This window comes from Aeromicrobium erythreum (assembly GCF_001509405.1).
In the GTDB taxonomy this organism is placed as follows: domain Bacteria; phylum Actinomycetota; class Actinomycetes; order Propionibacteriales; family Nocardioidaceae; genus Aeromicrobium; species Aeromicrobium erythreum.
The window spans coordinates 279,666-293,326 of record NZ_CP011502.1 but is presented as its reverse complement, the minus strand read 5'-3'; the positions used below and the strand labels follow the sequence as shown (position 1 = coordinate 293,326).

Below are 13,661 nucleotides of genomic sequence, written 5' to 3'. Positions count from 1 at the left end.
GGAGTGGCGGGCGTCCTGGCCGTGGTCGCGGCGTACGCGGCGGGGTACCGGGCGTGGTGGTTGCCGCTGGTGGCGGTGGGGGCCGTGTCGTTCGGCGTGGTGTTCGTCCGCCTTGGTCTGCGGATGCGGGTGGCGGACGTGAAGGACCCCTCGCGTACCCGCTAGAGCCCACTGACCCTTGCTGCCTTCCGGCCCTGGGGGAGTTGGGTGAGATAGCGCCACGCGAGGGGCTGCGCCCAGCATACGGGGGCTGCCCCAGTGCGTTCCACGCGGGATGCGACCGGTACGCTCGTCCGCGGAGGATTCGCATAGTGGCCTAGTGCGCTCGCTTGGAAAGCGGGTTGAGTGAAAGCTCTCAGGGGTTCGAATCCCCTATCCTCCGCAGAGGTCAAGAACCCCTCGGCATCACGATGTCGGGGGGTTCTTCCGTTCGCGTGCCATGCCGAGGGGTTCTTGACCTCTGGTCTGGGCTAGCGGATTCGGGGAGGAGGGAGCGCCAGCGACCGACGGAGTCCCCTATCCTCCGCAGAGATCGTGGGCCCCTCGGCATGTCAGTGCCGAGGGGCCCAGTCGTTCTCAGAGCGGCCGAGGGGCCCACGGTCTCTGCATCAGGCTGGCGATTCGAGGAGGAGCTGGGGGCACCTCCCGCTTGCGGGGGCGGGACGAGCGACGGAGTCCCCTATCCTCCGCGTCGATCGAAGCCCCTCGGCTCACCAGAGCCTGGGGGCTTCGTCATACTCGGCGGCGCCGAGGGGCTTCGATCGGCATCAAGGGTTGCGGATTCGAGGAGGAGCGAGCGCCAGCGAGGGACGGAGTCCCCTATCCTCCGCCAGGAGGTCCCCCTGTGGCTCTGATTTCAACCACAGGGGTGAACGAATCCGGCCCAGCGACCCTTCGGCTGGGGTGAGGGGATTCAGACGAAGTCCTGCAGATCAGTTACCCGCGAGGCGGCACCAGAGACGGGTCAAGAGGTCCTCGGATGCAGTGCAGCCGCGCGGTGATTTTCGACGGAGCGTTGATCGGACGCTTGAACCCGCGCGGCCTTGGCCGTGCTCAGTTTTGACATTTCATGATCGGTGGTGTCTGTCGATGAGGGTGCGCTGGCCCAGGAGGTCGTGGGGCCACGAGGGGGCTGCGGAGCAGCTAGTTCGGCCCCAGGTGCGCTGCTGTGACGGTACGTTCCTCTTGTCGAGACCAAGACGGGAAGTGAGAAGTGGTGGAGAACGAGGCGGACCTGGCGCGCCCCACCGCTACCAAGACTCAGCACGCCATCCGCCTGATGGCGTTGCTCGACCGCTGCGGCTCGCCCGTGACTGAGTCCGACCCCGACGGCATGATCACGGTCGTTCGAAGCGAGAAGGCCATCCAGGCGATGGACTTCTGGCTCCGCAACCCCGACTACCTCGCCGACGAGATCCTCACCATGGTCGACGACGGCCGCCTTGGTGCCGAGTACATCGAGCACGCACGGAACCTGCTGGACACTCCCGAGCCGGACCTGCGGTGGTACCCGATGCCGCGGTGGCTCTACGGCGCCTACGAGCCGCTCGACGACGCGTTCGCGTTCCTCGAGCTGTACGGACTCGCGAAGGTCGGCCGGGTCGGCACGCCGGGCAACAAGCCCCAGCGCAGTCAGTTCTTCCTCACCGCCAAGGGCGCGGCCGGTGTCGCCGAGATGGGGTCCGACCCCCTGCTCGGCTGGTACGTCAGTCACGCCGAGTTGGTCGAGGCGGTCGTCGACGGAGACAACGGCAAGGTGCTCAAGGAGCGTCAGTACGCCCAGCGTACCTACGCCGAGACCGAGCTCGGGTCCACAATTGCGCCCATCACGAGTCGGGTGCGCGCACGCCTCGACCAGCACACCGAGCAGGCAACGGAACAGGAGGCACCATGAGCGCGTTGGCCGACGACATCGTCAAGAAGCTGGCGGCGAAGCGTCCCGCGATCGAGACCACCGCCGATGACGTTGACGACGTGCTGACGCGCCACCACGTCCCGACGACCGCGTCAGCGTCGACACCGGTGCCTCTGCGCGTCGCGCGCCTGACGTTCACCGGCACCAAGGTCCTCGACCCGGCCGTCCACCCGGAGGTCGCCGCCGAGGAGCCCGACCCGGCCACCGGGCAGGTTCACAAGCCCTTCACGTTCTCGTGGACCCCACCAGCTGGCGTCTTGGGCATAGGTAGCGGCAGCAACCTGCGCGGCAAGACCACAGTCTTGAACGTGCTCACCTGGGCGTTGACAGGACGACGTCCTGACATGGGACCCGACGTTCTCGCCTGGATCCAGAATGTCGAGGTCGACTGGACCGTCGGCACGGACACTGTTCGCGTCCGCTTCGACTCCGAGGCCGGCGAGCCCGTCAACGGCCACGTCGAGCTCGTAAGCCCGGGCGACGACGGTTTGGTGCGGGGGCTGGCCAAGTTCACCGGACCGGACGAGTTCGAGGGAGTGATGGGCTCAGTCATGATGGGGCGGCTCCGCCTGGCCGAGATTCCCGTGTGGACAGACGACCGCGAGGTCAAGCACACGTGGCCGGCGTTCTCGAGTGCGATGGCCGTCCGTCACAACCAGCTCGACCCCATCGTCGGCAACGTCACCACGCTTGGCATCCGGATGATGCAGGCGTTCATCGGTACGGACTGGGTCATGGCCAACGCTGCCGCGACTACGGCCTTTCGTCGGCTTGAGAAGAAGTCGAAGGACGACGCTGACAAGGCGACGAGCGCCTCAGAGGTTGCGGTCGAGGCGCTCACGGCCGCCGAAGCGGAAGTGACTGCGCTCGAGGCCAAACTGGCGACCTTCAGCGACAACGTCCCAGACGTCGCCGCGACCATGGCACTCGCGACCCAGGCGACTGACCTGGCCCGCCAGGCGCACGCGCTCGAAGTCGACCTGATGAACGAGGGCGCTACCGCCAGCACTCTGCGCCTGCAGATCCGTGCTTCGAAGGCCCGAGACCACGCGGCCCTCGAGGACGCGCACGCTGTGAGGTTCTTCCACCAGATGACCCCGACCGCGTGTCCACGGTGCACCGCGCCTGTAGAGCCGGATCAGGTCGCCGCTGAACGTGGCCATGGGCCGTGCTCGCTCTGCTCCAAGCCGCCCGAGTCGGCCGCACCGACCACCGGCGGAGCCCTCGGAGACCTGCCCAACGGGCATGAGCATCCCGATGGCGATGAAGATGATGAACACGACGTTGATGGCGATGATGCTCTCGACCGGGCCCTCGCCGAGTCCGAGGTTCGGATGGGTGAGTTGCGTAGTCGCATCACCCAGCTGACCTCTGACGCTGACGCGGCGCGGGCGCGCCACGACGCTGACCAGGCACGCATCGCTGGGTCCGCTGACCGGACCCGTGTTCAACTGGAGCTGGCCACTGCGACCGGGGTGGTCAAAGCGCTCACCAGTCAGCGCGACGCGTCCGTGGACGACGTTGAGGTGTCGTTCGACCAGGTTGTGCTCGGGGCAGTCGTCGACGTCCTAGCGAAGCGGATCTCCGACGCTCAAGAGACACACCTGGCGAACATCTCGGCCGACATCGGCCAGCTCGTCGCAAGTTTCGGAGCCCCACACCTGACCGAGTTCGCCTTAACCGGTGGCGCGACGATGAACCTCGAGACGAACGGTGAAGCCACGACCTACGGCAGGCTCACGAACGGTGAGAAGCTCCGGGTTAAGATCGCGACCGCCATTGCGCTCATCCGCCATGGGCACGCGGCGGGGCTGGGGCGCCATCCCGGGTTCCTCGTCTTGGACTCGCCCGCGGCCGAGGAGATGCCCGACGAGGACCTCGCGACGATGGTCGGAGCACTCTTGGATGTGGCCGGGAACGACCAGATGCAGATCCTGGTTGCCACCCGCGCCACGGGCCCGCTCCTGGAGCTTCTGTCTGAGGACCACCGCCGGGTCGTTGAGGGAGATGAGTACCTGTGGTGACGTTCAGTTCGTTGCCGCGTCTCACCCGACCGGCGCAGTGACCACACCCCCGACCACGCAGGAGACCTCGTGACTGAGAGCGCGTTCGCTGATGAAGTTCGCGCTCTCCTAGCGGCCGTTGCTGGAGTCGAACCGCCTGACGACGTCATCGAGACCCTCGGAGGCTGGGACCGTGTAGCTGCGCATGTGAGCGAGTTGGTTGCCGACCCGGTTCTCGTCCCCGTGGTGCGGTTGGTCTGCCGATACGCGTACGCCGCGCCTGCCGAGGCGATCATTGCAGCCGTCGACGCCGTCTTCAGCGAGTCCAGCGCGACTGGGTTCTCTGAGTGTCTTGCGGTCCTGGTCGAGACCCCCGAGGTGGTGGCCGTCGAGGGTTCACGCATCCACGACCTCGCGCTCGACATCGTGGAGTCCACCCGCCGCGACCACCCTCACGACCCGGGCCCAGCCCTTCGCGCTGCCGAGGCGCTCGAAGCCGCAACCCGTCTCGCGTTGGGTGACTACGCGCGCGAGCACGCGCTCCTGGCCCAGTTGAGCAAGTTCGACGCCCCGGTCGACGCACGACTCGGCGCTGCTGTGATTCGCTGCGCCAGCGCCGCGGTCGACTCGTGGCCTCATGCGCAGCACCTGGACGAGAACGTGCGCTTGGTCGGCGGCATCGACGGAGCTCACGCGGGTGACACCGGTCCGATGCAGTCGGACGCTGCGTGGGCGCTCACCACCATCGCGTGGGTTGGAGCGTTGCGCGCCGACACCCCTGAGGACATGAGGGACCAGCTTGCGGCGGCGCAGACGTTCGCCGAGGTAGCTGCCGAAGCGTACGAACGCGATGATGCCGCAGCCCTGGTGCCAGTTCTAACCGCGGTTCAGGCGCTGCTCGCTGGTGATGGGCCGTCGGTCGCTGCCCTGTCGTCGCCTGCGCTATCTGACACGGCAGTCGATGCTGCGGTCCGGGCCGCCGCAGAGTTCGCGATGACGTCGGCTGGCTTGGGTCATTGGGCGTCCGACGCGAAGGTAGCTTCCCTGCAGGCTTGGGCGCTTCTGCTCGCAGACCTGAGGGCAGCCGGCGACTCGTTCGACCGCGACTCGTTCTACGATCCGGCGACCGTCGTGGGTGACCTGCTGGACCTGTACACGCTGTCGAGGTCCGTCCAGGTCGTCCGTCGCCTCAGTGACCGCAACGCGGTACTCGAGCTGGTGCAACCGGTCGTCGAGACCGGGTTCGCGTCGAAGGCAGCGTTCGTGGCGCACTTGGCTGACCACGTCGCTGACCTCGACCGACGCGTCGCTGACGGCGAGGACGCTGAACTGCAGGCGCTGCGCGACGTCGCTGAGACCGTGTTGACCGCGGCCCGGGCCGTCGTCGAGCACACTGAGCCGCCGGGAAAAGTTTCCGGCGGTGGTGGCCCGGTCCAGCTGCCTCCACCGCTTGACCGCATCTTCGCGAACTCCGCCCACGCTGCCGAGGTTGCCGTGCTGAGTCCCGAGGCCCTCGAGCTGCTCGCCGAGTCGGTCGACCGAATCCCGGCCACCCGCCGCACCTCAATGGTCGAGACGGCCGTCCAGACCAGGATCGTGAACGACCTGGGCGAGAGCCCGGACTTCACCGGACCCGTGGCGGCGGCCGTTGACACCATGCTGCTCCTCCTCATCAGGTTCGTAGGCGACCGGTCGAATGCCCAGCCCGGACGCAAGCCGTACCTGTTCGACCCCGAGGCGAAGGAGAGCGACCTCCAGGAGGATCTGTACGACTTCCTCGTTGGGAGCGACCAGATCGGGTCAACCGCCGAGCTCGAGGTGCAGAACCTCGGCCACGGCCGAGTTGACATCCGCATCCCGTTCAACGGGTTTGCCCTCGTCCTAGAGCTCAAGCTTGACGGAACGAGGGCCCGCATGTCGGACCGTACGGCGTACATCAAGCAAGCTGCGACCTATCAGGCGACCGACGTCCGCATCGGGTTCGTCGTCGCGCTACGCACGGCAGCGTTTGACCCGACCGGTCCGACACCGCACCTCAGCACCCTGTTCGAGCACACGACGTTCGAAGTCGAGGGTGAGGACACGCCACGGCACATCGTCCTGGTACAGGTGCCCGGCAACCAGACCCGTCCGTCTGACATGCCGGCGAGCTGACACAACGGTGGCACCGAACGGGTACTACCACCAACGGTCCAGGACATGCTTGAACGCCTGGGCGACGAGAGCGATGACGAGCGCCCAGAGGCCGTTAGCAGGTCCGCGACGGCGGCGCGGTTCGGGTTCAGAAGGACCAAAACGGCTGGAATGAGTGATCATGGGACCATGGTGAGCCACGGCAACTCTTCCATGCCTAACGGTGGATGTCACAGATCGTCAGATTCGTCGGTGGCGAGGAGATCGAAGACGGTCCGTAGCTGCGGCTCGTCCTCGTCGTAGTACTCGTGAACGAGGGGTCTGGTGTAGCCCGCGAGGGCCCGCTTTCCAGCCCACTCCATGGATCTCTCGAGGCGGTACCGGTGGAAGTTCGAGAAGGCTTTCGAGAGAGCGGCGACACGGGCTGGGTCGTCGGCCTCGGCGTCCAGGGTGGGATGGAAGTGGTGAACATCCCACCGCCACCATGGGCGCTTGATGTGGAACGCGAGACCTGGAACCTTGGCGGCGCGTTCGAATGCCACCGGGTCGTGCTGAAGGCGGACGAGCTCGTCGTACTCATCCGGGTCATAGAGGTGCTTGCTGTCGTTGAGGCGTGAACGAATGCGTTGCTCGGTGATCAAGGCTGCGTCGCTGATGAGGTGGTCTCGCTGGTCGGCGGAGATGAAACCGAGGTGGTGCGCCTCGGGTGCGAGCAAGTAGATGCCTCCGAGGTCGTACTCGACGAGGCCGAGTAGCTCCGCGACAGCCGCGGGCTCGAGCCCGTTCCAAGTGCTCAGGACGGTGTCTAGTCCGGGAGTTGGGGTGCCATCGTTGCGGTACCCGATGAGGACGGCGTTGTTCCCGCGCTCGAGTGCGAGTACGCGGCCAGCGGCCACGTCTGCTTGTTGCGCGGGCGTAAGTGGTCGGTTGGTGACGACAGGCTGCCAGCCGGGCGGTGTGCTCAAGGACCAGCCAGGGGTGTCAGGGGTGAACTTGGCAGGGCGGTTGGGGTCGAAGTACCAGTCGACGACTTCGACCAGTGCCGCAGCCCGTGCTCGGCGCCACAGTGATGACCCGCCTCGTCCAGCTGTGGACCCAGCCCACATCTCGGGGGCGTCGCCGGGGAGCCAGTGCATACCGCGTTCTAGCTTGTCGCGTGTCTCTTCGTAGAGGGCGTCCTGGGTGAGGAGCATCCGACCGTGACGGGCCGCGTACGGCCCAGTGAGAAGTTCGCGGGCGAAGTGGACTGCAAGAGCGGTTCGCGACGGGTGGTGCCAGGCGAACTCGCCCGCGCGCAGGTCGACGACGGCCGCGAGTACTTCGGGCGATCTCCCACCGTCACTGCCCGGACTCCGGCCCATGGCCTGAGTTTCTGATGGGGTGAACGTGGCAGAGAAGACGAGTCGCCAAAGGGCGAAGGCCATCCGATGGCTCATGACTTGTGGCAGTTCGGCCAGTTCGTCGATGACGAACCGATTGTGTCGGTACACGGCAGTAGTGATGGCGTCGGTCAGCGGTCGCGAAACGTAGTCTCGATGGGCACGTTTCGAGGTCTGGCCGGGCAGCAGGAGTTGCGTCGCGTCGGCCAGTTCGAGGAGTTCTGGCTCGACTCGAACGCGAAGGTGAACTCGCCCATCCGTTCCCCGCTTCCCCGGTGATTTGGGCGGGTACCGCAGAACTGTCGTGATGTGGCTGAGCCGCGAACCAGGGTCGTCGATGGCCGCCTGGGCCTCGACGTGCTGGCGAAGGGCCAAGCGGACCGTCGCGTCGCGGGACAGGGACAGCTTGGACGCAAGGGCATCTAGTGACTCCAGCACTACCGGCAGGACCCGCACGCTGGTCTGTCGCGCGACGCTCACCTCATCAGTTTGAAGGGCTGCGACAGACGCGTCTACTGTTCGAGCCTGACGGGCTGGAACGTCGTGTCGGGCGGCGCGAGCGGCCGTTTCACCGGTTCTATGGGCACATGGCGGGCGATCAGTTCAAATACTACGTGACCGATGGTGTTCTTCGCCTGAATGGCTTCGATATCGAGAACCAAGATGGGTACTGCTGGAAGGCACCCCTGGAGGTGGTCGCGAACGGGTCGCTGGCATCGCTAGCGCGTGCCTTACGTGCGGAGTCACACGACTGGAAGAGGGACACGCACGTCGACGAGTGGGGCATGACGTACGTACTTGGGGACTTCCGCGTCGCGGATGTCCCCGCCGACGACTTCGACGTCGAATACTCGAACCCCGAACCGCTCAGCATCGGGTGGGACCCCGACGACGGTGTCGTCCTCGACATCCAGGTTGCGCTCGACGGGCTCGAGCTCGGAGACGACGAGTACAAGCCTCTTCTCGACGGCTCTCTCGCACGACTCGGGAGCAACGTCGTCACCGCCGTCGCCACCGGGACCGGCACCCAGGGTCTCGTCACCATCCGAGTCACCACCCCACGCAGAGGTGCCACCGTCGGCGACGCCGTCACCATCTGCGACACCGTCTGCCGGCTCGTCGGGCAGCTCACCGACGGCGACTTCGACGCCGACGTCGCCCTGGACCTCATCGTCGCCGGACGAGCCGACCTGCTCATCGGGCTTGCCGAGTCCAATTGGCTGGAGGCCAAGAGCGAACTCCACTCCATCGGCGACCCGGCCGGCGAGATCGAGCTCGCCCAAGACGTAGCCCGGTTTTGCAATGGCGAGCGTGCCAGCCTCCTCGTCATCGGCATGACCACCAAGCGAGTCATGGGCGTGGACACCATCACCGGGCTACGCCTCCTCGATGAGCCCGCTCAGACCTCCACCATCCACAAGGTCATCGACCGACGGGTGTTCCCACCCGTCGACGGCCTTGAAGTACACAACGCGGTGGCCAAGACAACCAAGGGGCGTACCGGCTACGTCACGGTCCTGCGCATCCCCGCGCAGCCCGGGGAGAGCAAGCCGTTCCTCGTCCACGGGGCCATCGTGGAAGGGAAGGTTGAGGGGGCCTTCATCAGCATCGTTCGCCGACGCGGCGAACACAGCGTTCCGGTGCGTGCCGAGTCCATTCACGCCGCGCTCGCCGCGGGCAACGCCCTCCTGCGACACGGCTGCGGCCGGACCCGCCAAACTGACGGGCCGCCAACCAATCTTCAATCGGCATCGGCCAGCGACCAAGAGTGATGAGTGTGGTCAACATCGAGTTTCGGTGCAGCCGTGCTAAGTCAGCCGTCTTAAGGGTGTCCACGCGCGACGAAGTGGCGTGTTATGTGGCCTATGCACATCGCTCGCTATGCGTTTCGCCGCTGCTCACGCCTCAGCCGCGGCGACACCGTCGAGCGATTCGCCCCGAACTGATCAGCGATCCTTTGGTGACTCCATCCCGACTGACGAAGTCGACTGACCTCGATCATGTCCTCAGAGGTCAGCTTCTCCCCTGTGCGCATCCGCACCCCTGACGCCTTCAGGTGCTTGATCACGGTGCTATCGACCAGTCCGTACTTCCGAGCCAGCAGCACTGACCCCTTGCCAGACAGATAGTCCGCCACCATGGCGTCGCGCTGCTCTTCCAACCCGCGACGGATACGCACTTCACGGCTGAACTCCGGCTCAATTCATGGCTCAGTTCGCTGTTCAGAGGTCGCGCGATCTCTAGCCGCACCGAGCGCCACCCCTGTTTCAGCAAGATTGAAATACCGTCCCATAACCTCCGCAGAGATCGTGGGGTTCTGCCGTGCTCGACGAGCGCCTCGAGAGGCGTCAGGTGCGGGACGCGGCAACGCCGACACTGGGCCGGACATCGGCTCACCGCGTACGGGTCTTCGTGGCGATCGCCAGCAGATCGCGGACCGGGCCGGCGGGCGGCCGGCCGCTGCCGACCCACAGCGCGGCGAGGTCGCGCGAAAGGTCCAATCCCTCGATCGGCACCTCGACGAGCCGGCCCGCCTCGACGTCGCTGCGCACCGAGAGTCGGCTCATGAAGGCCGGCGGGCTGCCGGCGCTGACCGTCGATCGGATGCCGGACGTGGTGGTCAGCTCGACGGCGGGCACCGCAGCGGTCAAGCCAAGTCTTGCGAGCGCGTCATCGACGACGCGCCGGGTCCCCGACCCCCGCTCCCGCCAGGTCAGACGTCGTGTGACGAGCTGATCTGGAGTCAGCGGCGAGCCCTGCTCGGCCCATGGGTCGCGCGGTGCCGAGTACAGGCCCAGCTCGTCGCGAGCGACGACCAGCGATGCCAGGCCACCGGAGTCGGCACCGTCCTCGACGAAGCCCATGTCGACCGACCCGTCTGCCACGGCCGTCCGCACGTTCTCGCTGTTGGTGGCGACCAGGCTGACGACCGTGTCGTGCTGCTGGCGAAGCCGGACCAGCCACAGGGGCAGCAGGTGCTCGGCGACGGTCATGCTCGCCGCGACGCTCAGCTGATGTGCCCGGTCGTCGCGCAGGGTCGCGATCGACTCGTCGATCTCCTGAGCGAGATCGATCAGACGTGCGGCCCAGCCGACCATCAGGACACCGGACTCGGTGAGCGTCGATCCTCCAGCAGCACGGCGCAGGAGGGTCAGTCCCGTCTGGGCTTCAACGGCTCTGAGCCGTTCGGATGCGGACTGCTGCGTGATGCCGTTTGCTCGGCCCGCAGCGCCGATGCTGCCATGGGTAGCCACGTCGACCAGCAGCTGAAGAGCAGCCAGATCGGGGATGTTGCGCATCTCCGCAGGCTACTCGCTGTCCACAGGACTGCCCTGTGGAGCCACAGGAAGACGGGTTCTACCGGCGACTCCCCACCGAGACGACAGTGGAGTCATGACCATCGCACACCTGACGACGACCAGCGAGCACCGCGCCCGCAGCACCCACGACCGAACGGGGTGGCTTCGTGAGCTCGAGGGCGCTCCGGCTCTGGGCTTCATCGGGCCGAACTGGTTCGCCTCGGTCATGGGGACCGGCATCGTCGCGGTGGCCGCGGCCTCCCTGCCCTTCACGGTGTCAGGGATCACGGCCTTCGCCACCGCCGTCTGGGTCCTCGCGCTCCTGCTGCTCGTCGTGGTGGTCGTGGCGACTGCCGGCCACTGGACGTTGCACGGCGAGGTGGCTCGCGGTCACCTGGACGACCCGGTGATGTCTCACTTCTACGGTGCCCCCGCGATGGGACTCATGACCGTCGGCGCCGGCGCGGTGCTCGTGGGACATCATTTGATCGGCATGACCGCCGCGCTGACGCTGGACTGGGTGCTGTGGACTGGTGGGACCCTGCTCGGTCTGACCACGGCCGTGCTGGTGCCGATCCGCGCCTTCACCTCGCACGAGGTCCGCGAGGACTCCGCCTTCGGCGGCTGGCTCATGCCCGTGGTCCCGCCCATGGTCAGCGCCGCCACCGGCGCAGCCCTCATCCCGCACCTGCCGGCCGGCCAGGCCCAGCAGACGATGCTGCTGGCCTGCTACATGATGTTCGGCCTCACCCTGATGTGCAGCATCGTGGTGATTGCTCTCATCTGGAACCGGCTGCTGCGCCACGGCATCGGCGCGGCCGGTGCCGTGCCTACCCTCTGGATCGTCCTCGGTCCCCTCGGGCAGTCGATCACCGCGGCCCACCACCTCGGCAACGTGACCCCCGGCGTGCTCGACAGCCCCTACGGCACCGCATTCCACGCCTTCGCCCTCGTCTACGGCATTCCCATGTGGGGATTCGCGATGCTGTGGTCGTCGATCGCCATCACCCTCACCGCCCGCACCGCCAAGGAAGGACTCCCATTCAGCCTGACCTGGTGGTCCTTCACCTTCCCGGTCGGCACCGTGGTCACCGGCACCTCCGGACTCGCCCAGCTGACCGGCAACCACGTGCTCCAGGTCGCGGCCGGGGCTCTGTTCATCCTTCTTCTCAGCGCATGGGCCGTCGTCGCCGCCCGCACCCTTCGCGGCGTACACACCGGGAAGCTGCTGAAGAAGCCCTGAGCTCGCAGCGACCCCCAACGCGTGAGAGGAAGCCCGTGATGAAGACGCCCAGTGAGACCACGATCGAATGGTCCATCGGCGTCGTCGTCGCCGCCACGTTCATCTCCGGGACTCGTGCTGCTGGTCCTGGCCGGCTTGAGCGCCGTCGTCAGGATGGCTCCAGTCATCGCCGACGCCGAGATCGCCTCCGGCGGTACCAGCGAGGAGTCGGACTGAGCGTCACCCTGCTACCTCCTCACGTCAGCCTGAACTGCCGAGATCAGAGATCGACGAGCAGCAGGATGAGGAGCGTGACGGCGTCGTCGTCCGTGACGGCGGGAGCGCTCGGCTCCGCAACGACCCGCGCTGCGTCAACCAGCCGACGGATTGAGAACCCCAGCGACGTCGCCCCGACGCGACGCGGCCGGGTCGGGCTCCTCGTGGAGCCCGGCCCGGCCGCGTGGTCGTGGCGACGGTCAGTGCGCGGCCTGGTAGGCCTCGATGAGCGAGGAGGGGACGCGGCCGCGGGCCGGGACGTCGAGACCCTGCTCCTGCGCCCACTCGCGCACGGCCTTCGCGTCGACCGACGACGAGGACGACGAGGACGACGAACGGCGCGAGGAGCTGCTGCGGCCGGAGGCGCGGCCTGCGCGGCGGCCGACGGCGACGTAGGGCGCGACGGCGTCGGCGAAGGTCTGCCGCTCGGCCTCGGTGAGGTCGACCTCGTAGCCGACCCCGTCGAAGGTGAAGGCCACGGTGGGCGACGGGGTGTCGATCTCGTCACCGCTCAGGTCGGAGTAGAACTTTTCCACGGTCTTTTTTGCCATAGCCGCAGATTATCGCGTCCATGACGAAAGTCGTGACACCGGGCGGAGCCTTTATGGACGAAAGTCAGGAATAGCGTCCAGAACCTTTTTCGACTTTATGGCGCTGGGACGAATCCGCGGTCGCTGAGCACCGGGACGACACTGCTCGACCCCACCTGGGCGGCGACGGCGACGTCGGCCTCCCAGCCCGCCGCCACGAGCTCGAGACCACTCGCGCACGCGTGCAGGTGGGACGACTCGCGCTCCCGCACGAGCCGGTAGGCGTCGGCGGCCAGGGCGGCCTCGGGCGACAGGCCGGGCCAGTCGAAGTCCTCGAGCGCGGCGAGCACAGCGCCGGCACCCCAGAGGTCCTCGACGGCAGGCCGCAACGTCCCGTCGGGCCACCGCTCGCCGGCGGCGACCACCGCCACGACTGTGTCGTCGGCGTCGTGCTCCCGCGCGATCCAGGAGGCGACGGCCGCGGCGTTGCGCAGGCTCGCCCCGACCACGGTCGTCGCCGCCGACGCCAGGGCGTGCGCGACCGCCGACCCGTTCGGCGACGGCAGCACGAGCCGGGGCGGCAGGTCGACCTCCAGCAGACGCGCGGGCGACAGCGTGGGCTCGTCGGGCGCAGCGCTCGAGCGCCCACCGGCCAGCACGGCGCCGGTCTGGGCGGCCACCGCGGCGGCGTCCGGTCGACCTGCCGGGTACGGCACCACCACGGCGCCGCGCTCGACGGCCACCCCGAGGGCGGTGGTGAAGGACAGGACGTCGACGACGACCGCGACGTCGGCGCCCTCGCCCACGGCGAGCCCGCCGGTGGGTCCCCAGTCGAACCGGACCGTGTGGTCGCCCTGGCGCGTCGCCGTCATGGCACCAGTGTGCCGACCCGACGGTGGCGCCC

Annotated in this window: 9 protein-coding genes, 1 tRNA gene and 1 other RNA gene; 6 read left to right on the top strand and 5 right to left on the bottom strand. The window is 67.3% G+C overall.

The features are described 5' to 3' along the window. Nucleotides 1-138 precede the first annotated feature (138 nt). Nucleotides 139-235: signal recognition particle sRNA small type (gene ffs, locus Aeryth_RS01400), an RNA gene on the bottom strand. A gap of 62 nt (nt 236-297) precedes the next feature. Here ffs and Aeryth_RS01395 point away from each other — a divergent pair. The 4 genes from Aeryth_RS01395 to Aeryth_RS01380 all read left to right on the top strand — a co-directional run bounded on the left by Aeryth_RS01395 (nt 298) and on the right by Aeryth_RS01380 (nt 6,072). After that, nucleotides 298-382 (top strand) — tRNA-Ser (locus Aeryth_RS01395). A gap of 927 nt (nt 383-1,309) precedes the next feature. After that, the gene (locus Aeryth_RS01390; protein ID WP_144433628.1) at nt 1,310-1,894 is read left to right on the top strand and encodes a hypothetical protein; all 585 of its coding nucleotides are present in this window, start codon (nt 1,310-1,312) and stop codon (nt 1,892-1,894) included. Next, complete coding sequence (locus Aeryth_RS17530; protein ID WP_067853668.1) at nt 1,891-3,939, top strand: ATP-binding protein; 2,049 nt, start codon at nt 1,891-1,893, stop codon at nt 3,937-3,939. Before Aeryth_RS01390 ends, Aeryth_RS17530 begins: the two co-directional genes overlap by 4 nt. Before the next feature lie 69 nt (nt 3,940-4,008). Next, nucleotides 4,009-6,072 carry a hypothetical protein gene (locus Aeryth_RS01380; protein ID WP_067853665.1) on the top strand — a complete coding sequence of 688 codons (2,064 nt, stop codon included), beginning with the start codon at nt 4,009-4,011 and terminating at the stop codon, nt 6,070-6,072. A 209-nt stretch (nt 6,073-6,281) separates the two neighbouring features. Here the strand turns inward: Aeryth_RS01380 and Aeryth_RS17525 are convergent, their stop codons facing one another. Next, nucleotides 6,282-7,910 carry a hypothetical protein gene (locus Aeryth_RS17525; protein WP_144433627.1) on the bottom strand — a complete coding sequence of 543 codons (1,629 nt, stop codon included), beginning with the start codon at nt 7,908-7,910 and terminating at the stop codon, nt 6,282-6,284. Nucleotides 7,911-8,017: 107 nt separating this feature from the next. On the opposite strand from Aeryth_RS17525, the gene Aeryth_RS01365 reads away from it, so the two are divergent. Further along, on the top strand, nt 8,018-9,202 hold the full coding sequence (locus Aeryth_RS01365; RefSeq protein WP_067853656.1) for a hypothetical protein: 1,185 nt from the start codon (nt 8,018-8,020) through the stop codon (nt 9,200-9,202). A 621-nt stretch (nt 9,203-9,823) separates the two neighbouring features. Here Aeryth_RS01365 and Aeryth_RS01355 read toward each other — a convergent pair. Next, nucleotides 9,824-10,729 carry a LysR family transcriptional regulator gene (locus Aeryth_RS01355; protein WP_067853651.1) on the bottom strand — a complete coding sequence of 302 codons (906 nt, stop codon included), beginning with the start codon at nt 10,727-10,729 and terminating at the stop codon, nt 9,824-9,826. 94 nt (nt 10,730-10,823) lie between these two features. On the opposite strand from Aeryth_RS01355, the gene Aeryth_RS01350 reads away from it, so the two are divergent. Then, entirely contained in the window at nt 10,824-11,972 is a 1,149-nt protein-coding gene (locus Aeryth_RS01350; RefSeq protein ID WP_083516171.1) for a TDT family transporter, read from the top strand. Between the two features lie 455 nt (nt 11,973-12,427). Here Aeryth_RS01350 and Aeryth_RS01345 read toward each other — a convergent pair whose 3' ends face one another. Continuing rightward, the gene (locus Aeryth_RS01345; RefSeq protein WP_083516170.1) at nt 12,428-12,778 is read right to left on the bottom strand and encodes a histone-like nucleoid-structuring protein Lsr2; all 351 of its coding nucleotides are present in this window, start codon (nt 12,776-12,778) and stop codon (nt 12,428-12,430) included. 95 nt (nt 12,779-12,873) lie between these two features. Next, nucleotides 12,874-13,629 (bottom strand): 2-phosphosulfolactate phosphatase, encoded by a 756-nt coding sequence (locus tag Aeryth_RS01340; RefSeq protein ID WP_067853645.1) that lies wholly within the window; start codon nt 13,627-13,629, stop codon nt 12,874-12,876. Between the last annotated feature and the right edge of the window lie 32 nt (nt 13,630-13,661).

Excerpts from the sequence above, each read along its gene's own strand:
- Aeryth_RS01365 (WP_067853656.1), top strand. The coding sequence starts at position 8,018 with ATGGCGGGCGATCAGTTCAAATACTACGTGACCGATGGTGTTCTTCGC.
- Aeryth_RS01350 (WP_083516171.1), top strand. The coding sequence starts at position 10,824 with ATGACCATCGCACACCTGACGACGACCAGCGAGCACCGCGCCCGCAGC.
- Aeryth_RS01345 (WP_083516170.1), bottom strand. The coding sequence starts at position 12,778 with ATGGCAAAAAAGACCGTGGAAAAGTTCTACTCCGACCTGAGCGGTGAC.
- Aeryth_RS17530 (WP_067853668.1), top strand. The coding sequence starts at position 1,891 with ATGAGCGCGTTGGCCGACGACATCGTCAAGAAGCTGGCGGCGAAGCGT.
- Aeryth_RS01340 (WP_067853645.1), bottom strand. The coding sequence starts at position 13,629 with ATGACGGCGACGCGCCAGGGCGACCACACGGTCCGGTTCGACTGGGGA.
- Aeryth_RS01355 (WP_067853651.1), bottom strand. The coding sequence starts at position 10,729 with ATGCGCAACATCCCCGATCTGGCTGCTCTTCAGCTGCTGGTCGACGTG.